Raw genomic sequence first — 16,005 nt, 5'->3', positions numbered from 1 at the left:
AGGTCCATTGGCACGGTCTCACGAGATCATCGCAAATCGTGGCGACTGCCTGTCCGGTTTTTGGGGTTGGCTGCTTAAATCTTGAACGATTGAAGACCGTCCGATGTCACTCGTTAGCGGTGACTTTAATCAGCGGCCTGGCAGGTCGCGGAGGATCTCGAATGATCAGGTCAGAAGCTGTCGACGCCCCCTTGCAAACCCTGTTGCTCGAACGCAACGGTTGGGTTCCGAACAACCCTCGCCTGCGGGTGCTGATTTACATCAAGGCCATTGCCGCCAAAGGCAAAGATCCGGCGGCTTTGTTCGAACAAATCTTCAGCGCCCATGGCTGGCCGCCGCAATGGCGTGACGGGGTTTACGACTATCATCACTATCACACCCAGGGCCATGAAGTGCTGGGTATCGCCAGAGGTTACGCTCGCCTGATGCTTGGCGGCCCGGACGGGCGGGTGCTGGAAGTCAGCGACGGCGATGTGTTGCTGTTACCCGCCGGCACCGGCCACTGCAACATCGAATCGAGCGATGATTTTCTGGTGGTTGGAGCGTACCCACCGGGCCAGCACGCTGACATCTGTCGCGAAGCGCCGAATCCTGCGCAGTTGGCGAATATCGACAAGCTACCCTTTCCCGGCCAGGACCCTGTGCAAGGCCCCCATGGCGCGGTAAACCGCTACTGGTTGTGAACCGGATGCCAAAGGCCTCAATAGGTTGCTGGAAGGCAACAGATAAATAAGGAATGCCAACTGGCGAGCGCCCGAGCGTTGTTGCCCTCGTGCAGAGTGACACCTCCGAAAGCCGTGTGACGGTGAAAGTCAGAAACACGGTGAGCTTCATCAAAGCCGACGCCATCCCGACCACCCACATCGGACGACAAAATGCCCGCCCCGCAATCCACTCTCCTGCAAAGCTGGAACCACAACGCCCAGGCCTGGATCGAAGCGATCCGCACCGGCGCCATTGAAAGCCGCCTTGCCGTCACCGACCAGGCCATCCTGCTCGCGGTGCTGGGGCGCCAACCCGAACGCGTGCTCGACCTGGGCTGCGGCGAAGGCTGGTTGTTGCGTGAACTCGAAAAACGGGCGATCAACGCGGTCGGTGTGGATGGCGATGCGACGCTGGTCGATGCAACGCAGGCGGCCGGCTCTTCGCCGGTACATCTGGCAACCTATGAAGAGTTGGCAGAGGCGACGGTGAACATCGGCAGTCAATACGATCTGATCTGCGCCAACTTCGCCTTGCTCCATCAGGACATCATTCCTTTGCTCGCCGCAATGAATGCCCTGCTCGTCCCTGGCGGGGGGCTGGTGATACAGACGCTGCATCCCTGGACGGCGGCGGCTGGCGACTATCAGGATGGTTGGCGCGAAGAGCGCTTCGCCGGGTTCAAGGGTGAGTGGCAACCCATGCCGTGGTACTTCCGGACCTTGAGCAGTTGGCTCAATGCGCTGGACATGGCCGGGTTTCAGCTGGTCAATCTGCAGGAGCCGCAACACCCGCAAAGCCCTGTACCGCAGTCGTTGCTCCTGGTGGCCGAACCACGGCGATGAGCCTCGACCCTTGCTTGGGTGCGCTGGTTGGTGAAAGCCTGATGCGATAGGCCCTGCGGCCAGCCCGTGATCGTTTTTCAATCGGTTACTTTCTTGTCATAAATTGTCTCAGTTAAGCCAAATGAAAGGATTGAAATAGTGGCTGCGTGCCGGTATTGATGACTTTTAAACAAATACAAGGACGTCACCATGTCAGGCGCAAAACGAAACGCCCTAACCGCTGACTCATCCCCGAACGCCCAGGCCGGCAGACGCTTTATCGCGGTATCCGCGGAAATAGAACTGATTGCGGCGAGAGGGCCGAGTCCGGCGGATTTGTATCTTGAAGAAGAATCCAACAACCTTGCGAAATACGCTGCACAGAACCGAGCGGCCGCACGCAGCAAATGAGCCATCAGCGCACCGGCCAGTCAAAGGGTTCGAACTGGCCTTTCGTTCATTTCCTCCATCATTCGTAATACGAAAAAAAGCCCTGATTATTCAGGGCTTTTGGTTTTCTACCCAGCGTTCAACGGACCGGCAGGCACCAGGGTGTCGATTCGACCGCTAACCGCGTCGCAAACCAGGCCGGACACGCTGAAACCATCCCTTCAGGACTGCATTTGCGCCGCCAGCCATTTCACCAATGCCGCCGCGGGCATTTCCCGGGCCAGCGGTGCGCCCTGCCCGGCCCATTGCACGGCGAAGTCCGTGTTACCCCTGGCGTTTGCCGCCGCATTGAGTGCCTTGTTGGCGTCGTAGGTCAGCGGATAGTCCGGCAGCGCCACGGCCCCCGTCGCCAGTGAGGTGAAGTTGCGATTGACCATGCCCCTTGCAGGACGGCCCGAAATGACGCTGGTGACTTGCGTCTGATGCGCTCGCGGACCTTTCAATGCCTCCCGATAGGCACCATTGGCGCAGGATTCAGGACAGAGAATAAATGCCGTTCCCAACTGTGCGGCGCTGGCCCCCAGTTGCATGACCGCGTTGATGCCTGCGCCGTCCATGATGCCGCCGGCAGCGATGATCGGCAGTCGGCAGCCGGCACTCAGCACCCGCACCAGGGCCAAAGTGCCCATTTCACTGTCCTGCCGTGGGTCGAAAACACCGCGATGGCCACCCGCCTCGTATCCTTGCGCCACTAATGCATCTACCCCAGCCCCCTCCGCCATCCGCGCTTCGGCCAGACTGGTGACGGAACAAAACAGGACGATGCCGGCGCCCTTGAGCGCGTCGATGGCCGGTTGCGGCGGCAAGCCGAAATGGAAGCTGACCACCGCCGGTTTTTCTTCCAGCAACATGTGCAGCATGTCCGGGTCTTCGACGAACGAGGTGTAGATCTCACGCAGCGCCGTCGGTGCGGGCGCATCGAATTCGCTAAAAAAAGGGGCAAGAACATCCAGCCACTGCGACTCCCGAACAGGGTCATGCACGGCAGGCCGATGGCAGAACAGGTTCACATTGAAAGGTTTATCCGTCAGTGCGGCGGTTTCCCGCAACATGACGCGCGCCTGCTCGACGCTGCTCGCCCCGATACCAATCGAACCCAGCCCGCCCGCATTCGATACCGCTGCCGCGAGCCTGGGCGTGGAGACACCGACCATGGGCGACTGGACGATGGGCAGTTCGATGTTCAACAGGGACAACAGTGGATTGGACATAAAGCACACCTTGGAAAAAACCGGGAGCGAGGAGTTCGCCCCCCCGGGACAACGGACGGCGTGCAAGCCCGCGCCTACACGCCCTCCAACCCAAAAAACTCAATATCTACTTGGAGGTCGGCATGGCGAACTCGGCGCCTTTGGCGATGCTGTTCGGCCAGCGTTGCATGATCGATTTCTGCTTGGTGTAGAAGCGCACCCCCTCTTCGCCATAGGCATGGGTGTCGCCGAACAGCGAGCGCTTCCAGCCGCCGAAACCGTGCCAGGCCATGGGCACGGGGATCGGCACATTGATGCCGACCATGCCGACTTGAATGCGGCTGGCGAATTCACGGGCAATGTGGCCGTCACGGGTGTAGCACGCGGTGCCGTTGCCGAATTCGTGGGCATTGACCAGATCGATCGCTTCAGCAAAGTCCTTGACGCGCATGCAGGCCAGCACCGGGCCGAAGATCTCCTCCTGGTAGATCTTCATGTCGGCGGTGACATGGTCGAACACCGTGCCGCCGAGCCAGAACCCTTCGGCGCAATTCGCACCGGCCTGGGCGCCGTCAAAGCCACGACCGTCGACCAGTAACTCGGCCCCTTCCTCGATACCCTGCTCGATGTATCCGGTAATGCGCTGGTGCGCCGCCTTCGAGACAATCGGGCCCATCTCGGCCGCGAGGTTCGTGCCCTCGAGGACTTTCAATGTGCGGGTTCGCTCCACCAGTTTCGGCATGACCTTGTCCGCAACGTCACCGACGAACACCGCTACCGAAATCGCCATGCAACGCTCGCCAGCGGAGCCGAAAGCCGCACCCATCAGTGCGTCGACCACCTGGTCGATATCGGCATCGGGCATCACCACCATGTGGTTCTTCGCCCCGCCCTGCGCCTGTACGCGCTTGCCGTGGCGGGCACCGGTCTCGTAGATGTGGTTGGCGATCGGCGTCGATCCGACAAAGCTCACGGCCTTCACATCCGGGTGATCGAGCAGTGCATCGACCGCGTCTTTATCGCCCTGCACCACGTTGAACACGCCATCGGGCAACCCAGCCTCCTTGAACAGCTCGGCGATCAGCAGCGAGGGCGAAGGGTCGATCGGACTCGGCTTGAGCACGAAGGTGTTGCCGCAGGCGATAGCCACCGGGAACATCCACATCGGCACCATCACCGGGAAGTTGAACGGGGTGATGCCGGCGACCACACCCAGCGCCTGGCGCATGGTCCAGTTGTCGATGTTGGTCGAGACCTGCTCGGTGTAGTCACCCTTGAGTAACTGCGGAATACCGCAGGCGAATTCGACCACTTCGATACCACGCGTCACTTCGCCCTGGGCGTCGGTGAAGACTTTGCCGTGCTCGCGGGTAATCATCCGCGCCAGGGTGTCGCGGTGCTCGTTGAGCAAGGCCAGGAACTTGAACAGGATGCGGGCGCGGCGCAGCGCAGGCGTTGCCGACCAGGCCGGGAATGCAGCCGCTGCCGACTGCACCGCCGCGTCGACTTCCGAGGCATTGGCCAAGGCCACCTTGCCGATGACCGAACCGGTGGCGGGGTTGGTGACGTTCTGGGTACGACCGGAATGACCTGGCGTCGTGCGGCCGTGAATGTAGTGGGCGATCTCTGCTGGCTGGTTGCTCATGGCGGGTGTCCCCTGGTGATGGATAAGAGCCATCTCTTGTTGTTGTCGGGTGCCAGGCGGGTTGTCTGCGTGCCTGGCAGGGCCAAGGTAGGCCCGCCAAAGAATCATGTAAAATGATGATTAATGATCTTATGAATCACTAATTGTGAGAGCTTTTCCGCAGCCAGTTCGCCCGTTGGGTCAGGCGCCGCTGCCAGTCATCCGCCAGGCCAGGGGCTGCCGCCAATGCCAGCAGATCGTCGATCACCGGCCGATGCGACAGCTGCACGTGCCAGAACCGGTCGATGGAAAAGCGTTCGGTGTGCCTTTCCAGCAGTTCGAAGCGGTGCCCCGCTTCAATGAAACCCGGCTGGAGAACCCGGTAATACCACCCGGTGATTCGCTCCCTGGCGACAAACATCGACAGGTGCTCGGCATCGAAACGGTGATTGATCTTCCAGCACGGACTACGTGGCTGGGATACCTGCACCACGCTGCTGCCGATCTGGAATACGTCACCGATGTGCACGCTGCATTCGGATAGCCCCAGGGCCGAAATATTCTCGCCCAGGCTGCCCGCCACCAGTTGTCCGGCGCTGTGGGCGAAGGCTTGCGCCAGTCGCTCGTAATGCTGCGCCGCATAGTGATGCAACGCTTTTTCCGGGCCGCCGTGCACCCTCGTATCGCCGTGCTCATCGCCGACAATGCCGTGCAACTCCACGCGGGCCGGGCCGGAGATTCGGCGTTTGAACATACCTGTGCGCTGACCTTCGGGCTGCAACACCTCCAGCCCTCCGGCAAAGACATGGTCGATTTTCGAAGTCAGTGTCATCGTCGAACTACGCTCATCAGTCGGTTTCGATCACTTTACTAACCGTCGTTAAAGGCCGTAAAGTGATCGATAATCATGTCAGTAATCACTTTTTATGATGCCTGGAGACGTTCATGGAAATGCGCCAACTGAAGATTTTCTGCGCCGTGGCTGAGCTGGGCAGCTTCACTGCCGCTGCAGTACAGGTGAATACGGTGCAATCCAACGTCACCATGCGCGTGAAAGAGCTGGAGGCCGAACTGAACCGGGAACTGTTTATCCGCAAGAAGTCCGGGGTGGTGCTGACCTCGGCGGGTGAGACGTTTCTCGGCTATGCGCGGCGCATCCTGCAACTGACCGATGAAAGTCGCAGCGCGCTGATGGACACCGGTAGCCCGACCGGCCTGCTGCGTTTGGGCTCGATGGAAACCACTGCCGCCATCCGCTTGCCGCAGGTGCTGACCAAGTACCGCGAGCAATACCCCGACGTCCAGCTGTCGCTGCTGACTGGCACGACGGTGGAGCTGATCAAGGCGATTGAAGCCCATCGACTCGACGGCGCCTTCGTCGGTGGCTTCCACCAGAATTCGGCGTTGTCCCAGGAGGAAGTGTTTTCAGAAGAACTGGTACTGGTCAGCAGCAACCACTTCGAAACGCTACCCGCGCTGATCGAGAAAATGCCCCAGCAAACGGTGCTGGTGTTCCGCACCGGCTGCTTCTATCGCTCGACCCTGGAAAACTGGTTCTATCAGGTCGGGCTGGTACCCAACCAGATCATGGAACTGGGCACCCTCGACGGGATCCTCTCGTGTGTTGCCGCAGGCATGGGCGTGACCCTGCTGCCCAAGGCCATCGCGGAAAGTTGCAGCGTGCGGCATGCGATTCGCTGCCACACGCTGCCGCCAGAATTCGCCCATGTGTCCACCGTGTTCATCCGCCGCAACGACTCGATGATCACCTCGGCCATGAGCGCCTTCATCGGCCTGGCACAACAACAGATAGCCCGCCCGGCTGCGGTGTAAATGCCCCCCTGTATTGCACTGTGGGAGCGAGCCTGCTCGCGATGACGTCAGCTCTGCCAACATCAATGTTGGATGTACTGACGCCCTCGCCGGCAAGTTAGCTGTGTAACCGGAGTTCCGGTTCGACCAATGACCAGGGCTGCACTGGGTTTGTCGTCACCGGCAACCCGCGCACCAGCTCCGCCACGCGCTCGGCGGCCGGGACGACACCGTGGATCTTGCCCACGCCCTGCCCCGCGTACAGCGACAGCTTTTTCGCCATGCGCGGTTTGTCGATGGCGCGGGCCCCGCCGCCGATGAGCCGCAGCAGGTTCCATTTGTCCCGGTTGGGGATCACCCGGTGTGGTGTGCCCCAGGTCCAGCCGAACGAGTAGCCGGTACGGTACTCGGTGTCATCGGTGGTCGCCTCGACGATTTTCTGCTTGTACAGCGGATGGGCGTTTGACTCATCGGTGGCGATAAACGCCGTGCCCACCAATACCCCCGCCGCGCCGAGCGACATCAGCGCGCGGACGTCTTCGCCATTGACGATACCGCCGGCGGCCAACACCGGCCGGCCCTGCGAGACCGCCAGGATCGACGTCAACAGCGGCATGATGCCAATCGTGCCGCGATTCAAGTGCCCGCCACTCTCACTGCCCTGGGCCGCGATAATGTCTGCGCCCTGGGCGATGGCAATGCGGGCCAGCTCCACCGACCCCGCTTGCACCATGACCACCAGTCCGGCGTCTTTCGCCCGGGCAATCATGTCGGCGGCATACTTTTCGGCGTAGAATAGCGACAGCAGTTTGGGCTTCTCCTTGAGGATCACCTGAAACTGCGCTTCGAACACGTCCGGCCCGCCGAACTGCGGAACCAGATTGACGCCAAAGGGCTGATCGGTGAGCGCGCGGGTTTCCTGAATCCAGCGGCGCAAGGCCAACGGCGGCAAACGCAAGCCGCCAATCACACCCATGCCCCCGGCATTGGCCACCGCAGCGACCAGTGGCGGGCCGGAAATCGCGGCCATCCCACCGAGGAAAATCGGGTACTTCACGCCGCAGAGCCGGGTGATGGCGTTACCGGCAAAATCGAATCTGGCTTCGTTCATGACTCACAGCTCCACATGTTTTCCAAGCATCCGCTTGAGCGTGTCGTTCTTCAGGAGAAAGTGGTTCTTCACCGCGCCGAACACATGCAAGGCAAGGCCGGCGAGGAAGGCCGAAGCACCGATGTTGAACAGCACGTCGACGACTTCCTTCAACACCGCGTTGACCGGCAGCACTGTCGGAATCGACCATCCCCCCGGCAGTTCCACCCCTTCGCCGGCAGCGGCCCGTGAAGCCCACACGGCCACCGGGAGCAGCACCATGGCCAGGGCGAGTGCCACCGCCACCGAGCGGCTGATGATCACTTCGATGGGATTGGGCGTGCCCACGGGCAGCGGATGGTAAGCGGTGATCCGGGCCCAGAAGCGGTAGATCGAGACGAGGAACAAGATCAGGCCCAACAGGTTTTGCACCCGGCCGAGCTCTGTCTGCAGTGCCTCGCCGGAGGCGTGACCGATGGCCAGCTGAAGGCCGAAAATCCCCAACAGCGCGAACGCGACGACCCAGTGCAGGGCGACGGTGACAGGGGAAAATCTCAGGCCATTGTCTTTGAGTTGCATGGCTGACTCCGTTTGCAAAATGCGCAAAACAGCAAAGGTAGGGGTTAGGCGAAAACGCGTCAGTGGCTGACCGCTTGCGCAGCACCGAGCCCGGTCCGGGCGCGGATCAGTTGATCATCGAAACGCTCGCGCTCAAGCCCTGCGCCATGACTGCGATCGGTCACCGAACCCAGCCAGGTGAAGAAGAACGCCACGTTCATCGAGATGATTGCCGGGTAGTCATACGGGAAAATCGCCTCGGGATTGCCCAGTACCTTGACCCATACGGCGGGCGAGAGAATGACCAGGCCGACCGCGCTCAACAGCCCGGCGACACCGCCGATCAACGCGCCGCGGGTGGTGAGCCCTTTCCAGTACATCGAGAGCACGAGGATCGGAAAGTTGACCGAAGCCGCCACGCCAAAGGTCAACGCCACCAGAAAGGCGATGTTCTGATCCTTGAACAGAATCCCCAGCACCACCGCGACAATGCCGATGCCCACCGAAGCGACGCGCGACACACGACGCTCGTCCCTGGCATCGGCTCGCCCCTTTTTGATGACCATCACATAGAGGTCATGGGAAATCGCCGAGGTGCCAGCCATGGTCAATCCGGACACCACCGCCAGAATCGTCGCGAAGGCGACGGCGGAAATGAAACCGAGCAGCAGATCCCCGCCCACGGCCTTGGCCAGGTGCATCACCGGCATGTTGCCGCCGCCGATCAGCTTGCCGCCGACAATCCCCGACTCGTAGAAGGCCGGGTCCTGGCCGACGATGACGATGGCGGCCAGGCCCAGCACGGCCACGATCAGGTAGAAGAAACCGATGAAGCCCGTGGCGACGAATACCGACTTGCGCGCCTGCCTGGCGTCCGGAACGGTGAAGAAGCGCATGAGGATGTGGGGCAGCCCCGCCGTGCCGAAGACCAGGCCCAAGGACAGTGAGATCATCGACAGCGGGTCGGCCACCAGTTTGCTCGGCAGCAGAATCCGCTCGCCGTCGTGGTGCGTGGCCACGGCTTTCTCGAACAACAGATCGAAGGAAAAGCCGAACTTGCTCAACGCCAGAAACGCCAGCAAGGTGCCGCCCAGCAACAGCAAGCCGGCCTTGATGATCTGCACCCAGGTGGTCGCGACCATGCCGCCAAAGGTCACATAGACCGCCATCAACAGCCCCACCGCGATGACCGCATAGTTGTAGGGCAAGCCGAACAACAGCTGGATCAACTGCCCTGCCCCGACCATCTGCACCACCAGGTAGAAGCACACCACCGTCAACGAACCAAAGGCTGTCATGGTGCGAATGCGGTTCTGATCGAGCCGAAACGAGGCGATGTCCGAGAGGGTGATGCGCCCCAGATTGCGAATGCGCTCGGCAAACAGAAACAACAGCAACGGCCAGGCCACAAAGAAGCTGATGGAGTACAGCACCCCATCGAAGCCGTTGAAGAAGATCATGCTGGTGACGCCCAGCAACGCCGCAGCCGACATGTAGTCACCCGCCAGCGCCAGGCCATTCTGGAACCCGGTGATGCCACCGCCGGCGTTGTAGAAATCATCCATCGATTTGGTCTTGGAAGCGGCCCAGTAGGTGATGCCCAGGGTCGTCACGACGAAGACCAGGAACAGGCTGATCGCGGTGATGTTGACCGGTTGCTTTTCGACGTTCTGCAAGACATCGGCGGCCATGGCGCGAGCCGCGAATGCGCCGAGCAGGACAGGCAGGATGAGGTTGCGCAGAAGGCGTTTCATGCGATCACCCCCGCGCGGATTTCTGCGGTCAGTTCATCGAACTCACCATTGGCCCGAAGGATGTAGAGCCCGGTGAACAACCAGGCCCCGATGATGAACGCCAGGCCCAGGGGCCAACCGATGTTGATGATGCTGGTGGGGGAAAGTTTCGTCGCCAGAAGGCTGGGCGCAAAGGCCGCGACGAGGATGAACGTGAAGTACGGAACAAGGGTTGCGGCGGTCAGGCAAGCGACGAACCGTCGCTGCCTTGAGACCAAATCCTTGTACCGGGGGTGGTTGCGGATTCTGGCTGATTCAGATGCATGGTTCACGTTGACTCCGTGGAGCAGTGGTTGCGTTATTGTTGTTCCACAGCCTCAGATTCGAAGACTCGATCCGCCACCGGCTGCGGTGTATTTGCACCCTCAACCTATGCCCGGCACATGATCATGTAAAATGATCAATTATGAATCTGGTGATCGTTTTTAGTGAATTTCAATACCCCCGAATGAAAACGATTTTTCACCCAACCATTGATTCCGGCACAGAACACCAGCAGCGCGCCCGTCACCAGGAACACCGGGTGCAATCCAAAGTGCGCACCGACCTGGCCACCGATCAAAGGCCCGATCACCTGCCCCGAAAATTGCGCCGATTGCAGATAGCCGAGGACTTTTCCGGTGTTGTGCTCCTCCACTGAATGGCGGATCAGCTTGGCGATGGCCGGCAGCAGTCCGGCAATGGTCATGCCCATGAGCCCGCGCAGAATCGCCAGTTGCCACCATTGGGTGACAAACGCCTGGGGCACCATGACCGCGCCCGTCAACAGCAAACAGCCGATGATGACGTTCCAGCTGCCGACACGGTCCGCCAGCGCCCCCAGTCGTGCGGCGGTCAAGATGCTGCCCAGCGCGGAACAGGCCATGATCACGCCGGCGATGCGCGCCTGGTCATCCAGTGCGACACCCAGGTGGCCGATGTACACCGTGATGATCGGTTCGATCGACATGTTGGCCAGCAACACCATCATCGCGGTCGACAGTAACGCGGCGATGACCGGCCAACGCGAACTCCCGCGTTCAATCCGCGTGCCTCTGTCGCGGCGCGCCCCGTCCGACGCGCGATCGAAATCCTCACGAATGAGCAGGATTGTGGTGACGGCAGCCACCGCGATCATGGCGCCACCGACGAAGAACGTGCCACGGATACCGACGAACTCCGGCAAGAACCCTCCCACCAACGGCCCGATCAAATTGCCGGACAATGCTCCCGTCGACAGCACACCCAAAGCCCAGCCGGCCTTTTCCTTCGGCACCTGGGAACCGATCATCACGATGGAGGCCGAAGCGTAGCCACCGATCAGACCCGCGATCAGGCGCAGCACCACCAGATCGGTCACGTCCCGCGCCAGCCCGATCATCGACATCACGACAGCCATGCCGATGGCCGCTCGAACCAACATTGGCTTGCGCCCATAACGGTCGGCCAGACGCCCCCAGATCGGCGCTGTCAGCGCCGTGCCGAAAAACGTCGCCCCGAATGCCACGGCCGACCATTGCACCACCGCCGCCTGCGAAGTGACGCCCAACTGCTGCACGTAGAGCGGCAAAAACGGCAGCAACATGCTCAGGCTCACCAGCGTGGTGAAGGAACCGAACACGCAGACGGCCAGGTTGCGGCGCCAATGTAAAAGATTGCGATCGGCATAATTCATGGGGGCTCCGGTAGTGTGTTCGGATTGAAGAACTGGATTCAGGCGGACACTACGCGGGACAACGCATCTTAAAAAACGAATTAATTTGATCAGAGCAATCTGTATGAGTGATGCCAAGAGCAGGCGTGGGCTCCAGCGCTCATTACATGGTGTATCAACTGTAATTCCCCATGACGCAGTTATCTTTCGTGATGACGCTTAATAGAGTGACAGACCCACTCCATCCTCTACCTCACGAGCACACCGGCATGCCCCATGACTTGAGTCACCTCGAAACCGCGCTCGCCGCCTACCCGCGGGCAACGCTGCTCGAAGGCCCGACACCGATTCAGAAACTGTCCCGATTGAGCCAGTTGCCCGAGATGAACGGCTGCAATCTCTACGTCAAACGGGATGACCTGACAGGTCTCGGTGGTGGCGGAAACAAGCTGCGTAAACTGGAGTTCTTACTCGGCGAAGCCTTGGCGCAAGGTGCCGACACACTCGTGACCTGGGGCGGCTTCCAATCCAATCACGCGCGGTTGACCGCTGCTGTCGCGGCTCGCCAGGGCCTGGCCTGCGAACTGATTCTGACCCCGTCCGCCGTGCGCACCGACGATGACTTTCGTCACAACGGCAACGTTGTGCTGGACGCCCTTTTCGGCGCGAAGATCCATCGGCTTCCCCTTGGCGTCGTTCCTGATGGTTATGCCGCCGAGCGGGTCGAAAAACTCAGGCATGAAGGTCAAAAACCCTTCGTGATGCCGCTGGGCGGCTCCAGCCCCAGAGGCAGTCTGGGTTACGCCGCCTGCGCGGCCGAGATCCTGCGCCAGGCCGATGCGCTCGGTGTGCATTTCGACCGGATCATCGTTCCCAATGGCAGTGCCGGAACCCATTCAGGCCTGTTGGCCGGCATCACCCTCGCCCACTCATCAACGCAAATCGCCGGCTATACCGTACTCGCTACCGAAGACCAGGCGGCGACCACGACCCTGGAAAAAACCCGCCAGGTTCTGCAGCTACTTGACCCCCGCGCCACGCTGGCCGAAAGCGCAGTCAGCGTCGACGGCAGCCAGCGCGGCGAAGCCTATGGCGCACCCACCGAGGCCATGCTCGAAGCGGTACGGCTGCTGGCATCCCACGAAGGCCTCCTTACGGATCCCGTCTACGGCGGCAAGGCCTTCGCCGGACTGCTGGCGGCGGTTCGCACCGGCGACTATCCGGCAGGAAGCAACCTGCTATTTGTGATGACCGGCGGCCTGCCCGGCATTTTCGCCTACCGCAACGCCTTCGACTGACCGGACGCTCACGCGGGATTTGCCGTGCCCCGTATTTCCGGTTCGACCAATACCCTTTGTGGGAGCGAGCTTGCTCGCCATGGCGTCGGCACTGCCAGCATTGATGTTGCATGTGCTGACGCCTTCGCCGGCAAGTCAGCGCTTGCAAAAAGTCCCCTGCCTGAAAACCAGAAAACCTCCCTGGGTGCGACCCCGGGGAGGTTGGAACGGCGCGATGCCATCAGCCTTGGGCTTTGCTCATTTTGGTGAACAGTTCAGTCGGCACTTTCTTGCCGTTGGAGGTGTACTGGTTGGTGCGGTACTTGTAGACCTCGGCCTCGGAGAGGTAACCGTCGTTGTTGGTGTCCATCGCCTTGAACTCTTCGCCCCCCTGGGGAGCAACGGCCAGCAGCTCCTTGAGCGACACGCGGCCATCGTGATCGGTGTCGGTACGGGCGAAGGATGCATCGCCGCACTTGCCTTCACCGCATTTTCCTTCACTGGCCTTGGTCGCCTTGGCGCCGGTTTCGCTGGCACCACACTTGCCTTCGCCACACTTGCCTTCACTGGTCTTTTCCGCCGACGCGAGTTGATAGCCTTGTGGCAGTGCGTCTGCGGCAAAGGCGGACGAAGCGAGGTTCAGGCTGCCGGCCAGTGCGACTGCGATCAGGCCAATGCGGGATTTGTTCGACATACGGGACATGGTGGTTCTCCGGGTACGGTGTGCGGCCAAGCCGCTAAGGTCATTGCCACGAAGGCGATAAGCCGTGGTGCGAGGGCGTTGTGCTTTCTCGCTAAGGCAGGGCTATTTGACTGCAACCGTGTATCCCGGATGTATCAGGATCGAGGGGCATTTGTAAGCCAGTCTGCGTACGCCGCGTTCGGATACACAGCGATACACGGGGCCCACATGCCGGGCGTCACATTTCGAGGACTTGGCCGGATTCATCCGGCCAGGGCACTTCCGGCGCCCTGGCTTTCAACGCTGCGAAATCGACCGTCAGTGCTTCGACTGGGCGATGCTTTGTGGATCGACGTCGGGAAGCAAGCACCCCTTGGCCATCCACGGGCAGTTTCTGGCCCAGCGATAGTCGGACTCCAGATCACCTCGATCGTTGTAATACGCCAGCCGTAACTGATCGGCGTTAAAGTCGAGTTTGGCAAAGCCGGCCCGTGATGCGGCGAACGTGCTTTGCTCCGGGGAGATACTCAAGTTGTCGAGCTTCTGGCCGCCCGCACCGGAGATGACCCACGCGGGTTCCCCGGCACGCAGCAGCAGCTGCTGATTGTGATTATGTCCGGACAGGAACAGATCAACCTTATTGCGTTGCAACGCCGGCAGGAGCCGGGCGATCAAGTCCGACTCTTCACCATGTTCGCCCTCATTGCGCACCGGGTGATGGGACGCTGCAATACGCCACACCGGAGCCGGGCCGGGTGCCTGAAACGCCTGATCGAGCAAGTCGATTTGCTGTTTCAGGCTTTCACGTGGCGCCGACGTATCGAGGAACACCATTCGCACCAACGGACGCCCATCGACGCTGCCGAAATCCTTGGTGTAAAAGTTCATCGGCATTTGCCAGCGGCCCGACCCCTTGTGTTGTTGGCCGTATTCGATTTCGACCTTCTGCGACACCGGGTAATCGTGGTTGCCCAGGACCGCGTAGAACGGCACGTGACTGAGCCAGTGCCCCCAATAGACCCGCTCGAATTTGATTTGCCAGCTCAGGTCATGGGTACTGGTCAATGCCTTGCCGTAGAAGTTGTCGCCCAGCAGCACCACCATGTCCAGGCGCCCTTCTCTGGCCGCAACCTGTTCCATGGCCTGCCCTACCCGCCACTGCTGCATGTTTGCGCTGCCTTGATCGCCCAACGCGATCATCGACACAGCGGAAGGCTCCAGACCTGACAACGGAACAAAGGGCGATGGCGGGGTGTACAGCCAATAACCGCCAGCGGCCAATATAAGAACGATGGCGAGGCCTGCGCAGCGCACAATCCTTCGGAGTACCAAGCGTTTTGCAGACAGCGATGGAGTCGTCGTGCGTTTCAATCAGGAACTCACTGGGCAGGGTCGATCAGGGGGGGGTTAATGAAGCTCGAACTACCTTTCCAATTAATCACAGCAATTGTTCACACTTTGTTAAAAAATGGTGACGTACACCTTTCCAGTCGCTTTTCTCCCTTCGTTGATCGAAAGCCAGGCCCGCCATCGAACGAAAGTGCCGGTCAACGGCGAACCCGGCCCTCGCACAGTGGTCACAACAAATGATGGCATCGCGACTGATCAAGGCCTCCGGCCTCCACAGCGACGCTTGCGATTCACACACTTTAGGGTGCGCCGGATACTTTCAGTGGGTTCCGTTCCTGTCTGAGGCAGGTGCTGACCGCCACTCTCGTCCCTTGCTCCCTTATCGGAGTACGCAAATGACTCAATCAATGCGCTTCTTCCTGTCGATGGTCCTCGCGACAGCAACATTGGCATCGACAAGCCTCCTGAACACTGCGGGGGCGGCCACCGCCGAAGACCTGAATACCGACTCTCGACAAGCGTTGCAGAGGCTCTACAAGAGCAATCCCTTATCCGAGACCCTCTCGCACAAAGCCAAAGCCGTGCTTGTCTTCCCGAAAATCATCAAGGCAGGCCTCGTATTCGGCGGCAGCTATGGTGAGGGTGTATTGATGAAGGGCACGAAAGTCGAGGATTACTACAACTCCGTCGGCGGTTCGTGGGGGCTGCAGGCGGGCGCCCAATCCTATGGCTATGTGGTTTTCCTGATGAACGACAAAGCCTTGAAATACGTCACTGAAACCAAGGGCTGGGAAATCGGCGTAGGGCCGACGGTTGTGGTGGTCGATGAAGGGGTTGCGAAGAACCTGTCCAGCTCGACGCTGAAGGACGACGCCTACGCGTTTATCTTCGACCAGCAAGGATTGATGGCCGGGATCAGTATCGAAGGGACGAAGATATCCCTGATCAAGCGCTAGACCCGGCCACGCGTGATGCCGGGCTATGTGCAGCACCCCAGGGTTGCGTGCAACCTTGGGGTGC

At 60.5% G+C, this 16,005-nt stretch carries 16 protein-coding genes; 5 read left to right on the top strand and 11 right to left on the bottom strand.

Translation table 11 applies throughout. The annotated features are described in order from the left end of the window. Positions 1–161 precede the first annotated feature (161 nt). Both JQF37_RS01105 and JQF37_RS01100 read left to right on the top strand, forming a co-directional pair. A complete protein-coding gene (locus JQF37_RS01105) occupies positions 162–683 on the top strand; it encodes a cupin (RefSeq protein ID WP_047529870.1) in 522 nt (173 codons plus the stop codon). 192 nt (positions 684–875) lie between these two features. Beyond that, a complete protein-coding gene (locus tag JQF37_RS01100) occupies positions 876–1,547 on the top strand; it encodes a class I SAM-dependent methyltransferase (protein WP_130205266.1) in 672 nt (223 codons plus the stop codon). Between the two features lie 77 nt (positions 1,548–1,624). Here JQF37_RS01100 and JQF37_RS01095 read toward each other — a convergent pair whose 3' ends face one another. From JQF37_RS01095 to JQF37_RS01080, 4 genes are all read right to left on the bottom strand, one after another. Beyond that, complete coding sequence (locus JQF37_RS01095; RefSeq protein WP_130205268.1) at positions 1,625–1,942, bottom strand: hypothetical protein; 318 nt, start codon at positions 1,940–1,942, stop codon at positions 1,625–1,627. 195 nt (positions 1,943–2,137) lie between these two features. After that, complete coding sequence (locus JQF37_RS01090) at positions 2,138–3,187, bottom strand: nitronate monooxygenase (RefSeq protein ID WP_130205270.1); 1,050 nt, start codon at positions 3,185–3,187, stop codon at positions 2,138–2,140. Between the two features lie 106 nt (positions 3,188–3,293). Then, entirely contained in the window at positions 3,294–4,811 is a 1,518-nt protein-coding gene (locus tag JQF37_RS01085; protein WP_130205272.1) for a CoA-acylating methylmalonate-semialdehyde dehydrogenase, read from the bottom strand. Positions 4,812–4,950: 139 nt separating this feature from the next. Next, positions 4,951–5,622, bottom strand: a complete 672-nt coding sequence (locus JQF37_RS01080) for an MOSC domain-containing protein (protein ID WP_130205274.1) — start codon at positions 5,620–5,622, stop codon at positions 4,951–4,953. Positions 5,623–5,735: 113 nt separating this feature from the next. On the opposite strand from JQF37_RS01080, the gene JQF37_RS01075 reads away from it, so the two are divergent. Further along, entirely contained in the window at positions 5,736–6,623 is an 888-nt protein-coding gene (locus JQF37_RS01075; RefSeq protein WP_130205276.1) for a LysR family transcriptional regulator, read from the top strand. Between the two features lie 97 nt (positions 6,624–6,720). Here the strand turns inward: JQF37_RS01075 and JQF37_RS01070 are convergent, their stop codons facing one another. The 5 genes from JQF37_RS01070 to JQF37_RS01050 form a co-directional block, all read right to left on the bottom strand. After that, positions 6,721–7,713, bottom strand: a complete 993-nt coding sequence (locus JQF37_RS01070) for a nitronate monooxygenase (RefSeq protein WP_130205278.1) — start codon at positions 7,711–7,713, stop codon at positions 6,721–6,723. Positions 7,714–7,716: 3 nt separating this feature from the next. Beyond that, positions 7,717–8,271 (bottom strand): cytochrome b/b6 domain-containing protein, encoded by a 555-nt coding sequence (locus JQF37_RS01065; RefSeq protein WP_130205280.1) that lies wholly within the window; start codon positions 8,269–8,271, stop codon positions 7,717–7,719. 59 nt (positions 8,272–8,330) lie between these two features. Then, positions 8,331–10,004, bottom strand: a complete 1,674-nt coding sequence (locus tag JQF37_RS01060) for a cation acetate symporter (RefSeq protein WP_130205282.1) — start codon at positions 10,002–10,004, stop codon at positions 8,331–8,333. Beyond that, positions 10,001–10,315, bottom strand: coding sequence for a DUF485 domain-containing protein (locus JQF37_RS01055; protein ID WP_130205284.1), 315 nt, complete (start codon positions 10,313–10,315; stop codon positions 10,001–10,003). Before JQF37_RS01055 ends, JQF37_RS01060 begins: the two co-directional genes overlap by 4 nt. A 128-nt stretch (positions 10,316–10,443) precedes the next feature. After that, positions 10,444–11,697, bottom strand: a complete 1,254-nt coding sequence (locus JQF37_RS01050; protein ID WP_130205286.1) for an MFS transporter — start codon at positions 11,695–11,697, stop codon at positions 10,444–10,446. A 248-nt stretch (positions 11,698–11,945) separates the two neighbouring features. Between JQF37_RS01050 and JQF37_RS01045 the strand changes: the two genes are divergently transcribed. Beyond that, on the top strand, positions 11,946–12,974 hold the full coding sequence (locus JQF37_RS01045; protein WP_130205288.1) for a D-cysteine desulfhydrase family protein: 1,029 nt from the start codon (positions 11,946–11,948) through the stop codon (positions 12,972–12,974). A 220-nt stretch (positions 12,975–13,194) separates the two neighbouring features. Here the strand turns inward: JQF37_RS01045 and JQF37_RS01040 are convergent, their stop codons facing one another. After that, the gene (locus tag JQF37_RS01040; RefSeq protein ID WP_130205290.1) at positions 13,195–13,656 is read right to left on the bottom strand and encodes an EF-hand domain-containing protein; all 462 of its coding nucleotides are present in this window, start codon (positions 13,654–13,656) and stop codon (positions 13,195–13,197) included. Positions 13,657–13,953: 297 nt separating this feature from the next. Beyond that, complete coding sequence (locus JQF37_RS01035; protein WP_130205455.1) at positions 13,954–14,835, bottom strand: metallophosphoesterase; 882 nt, start codon at positions 14,833–14,835, stop codon at positions 13,954–13,956. Positions 14,836–15,380: 545 nt separating this feature from the next. Between JQF37_RS01035 and JQF37_RS01030 the strand changes: the two genes are divergently transcribed. Then, on the top strand, positions 15,381–15,941 hold the full coding sequence (locus tag JQF37_RS01030) for a lipid-binding SYLF domain-containing protein (RefSeq protein WP_130205292.1): 561 nt from the start codon (positions 15,381–15,383) through the stop codon (positions 15,939–15,941). The last annotated feature ends 64 nt before the right edge of the window (positions 15,942–16,005 follow it).

The organism is Pseudomonas sp. MIL9, assembly GCF_016887925.1.
Classification (GTDB): Bacteria; Pseudomonadota; Gammaproteobacteria; order Pseudomonadales; family Pseudomonadaceae; genus Aquipseudomonas; species Aquipseudomonas mohnii.
The sequence above is the reverse complement of the archived record's forward strand: the minus strand, read 5'-3'. Positions and strand labels throughout refer to the sequence as shown.

Bases quoted from the DNA above. Each gene is read 5' to 3' on its own strand.
- JQF37_RS01105 (WP_047529870.1), top strand. From the start codon at position 162: ATGATCAGGTCAGAAGCTGTCGACGCCCCCTTGCAAACCCTGTTGCTC.
- JQF37_RS01100 (WP_130205266.1), top strand. From the start codon at position 876: ATGCCCGCCCCGCAATCCACTCTCCTGCAAAGCTGGAACCACAACGCC.
- JQF37_RS01095 (WP_130205268.1), bottom strand. From the start codon at position 1,942: ATGGCTCATTTGCTGCGTGCGGCCGCTCGGTTCTGTGCAGCGTATTTC.
- JQF37_RS01090 (WP_130205270.1), bottom strand. From the start codon at position 3,187: ATGTCCAATCCACTGTTGTCCCTGTTGAACATCGAACTGCCCATCGTC.
- JQF37_RS01085 (WP_130205272.1), bottom strand. From the start codon at position 4,811: ATGAGCAACCAGCCAGCAGAGATCGCCCACTACATTCACGGCCGCACG.
- JQF37_RS01080 (WP_130205274.1), bottom strand. From the start codon at position 5,622: ATGACACTGACTTCGAAAATCGACCATGTCTTTGCCGGAGGGCTGGAG.
- JQF37_RS01075 (WP_130205276.1), top strand. From the start codon at position 5,736: ATGGAAATGCGCCAACTGAAGATTTTCTGCGCCGTGGCTGAGCTGGGC.
- JQF37_RS01070 (WP_130205278.1), bottom strand. From the start codon at position 7,713: ATGAACGAAGCCAGATTCGATTTTGCCGGTAACGCCATCACCCGGCTC.
- JQF37_RS01065 (WP_130205280.1), bottom strand. From the start codon at position 8,271: ATGCAACTCAAAGACAATGGCCTGAGATTTTCCCCTGTCACCGTCGCC.
- JQF37_RS01060 (WP_130205282.1), bottom strand. From the start codon at position 10,004: ATGAAACGCCTTCTGCGCAACCTCATCCTGCCTGTCCTGCTCGGCGCA.
- JQF37_RS01050 (WP_130205286.1), bottom strand. From the start codon at position 11,697: ATGAATTATGCCGATCGCAATCTTTTACATTGGCGCCGCAACCTGGCC.
- JQF37_RS01045 (WP_130205288.1), top strand. From the start codon at position 11,946: ATGCCCCATGACTTGAGTCACCTCGAAACCGCGCTCGCCGCCTACCCG.
- JQF37_RS01040 (WP_130205290.1), bottom strand. From the start codon at position 13,656: ATGTCCCGTATGTCGAACAAATCCCGCATTGGCCTGATCGCAGTCGCA.
- JQF37_RS01035 (WP_130205455.1), bottom strand. From the start codon at position 14,835: ATGATCGCGTTGGGCGATCAAGGCAGCGCAAACATGCAGCAGTGGCGG.
- JQF37_RS01030 (WP_130205292.1), top strand. From the start codon at position 15,381: ATGACTCAATCAATGCGCTTCTTCCTGTCGATGGTCCTCGCGACAGCA.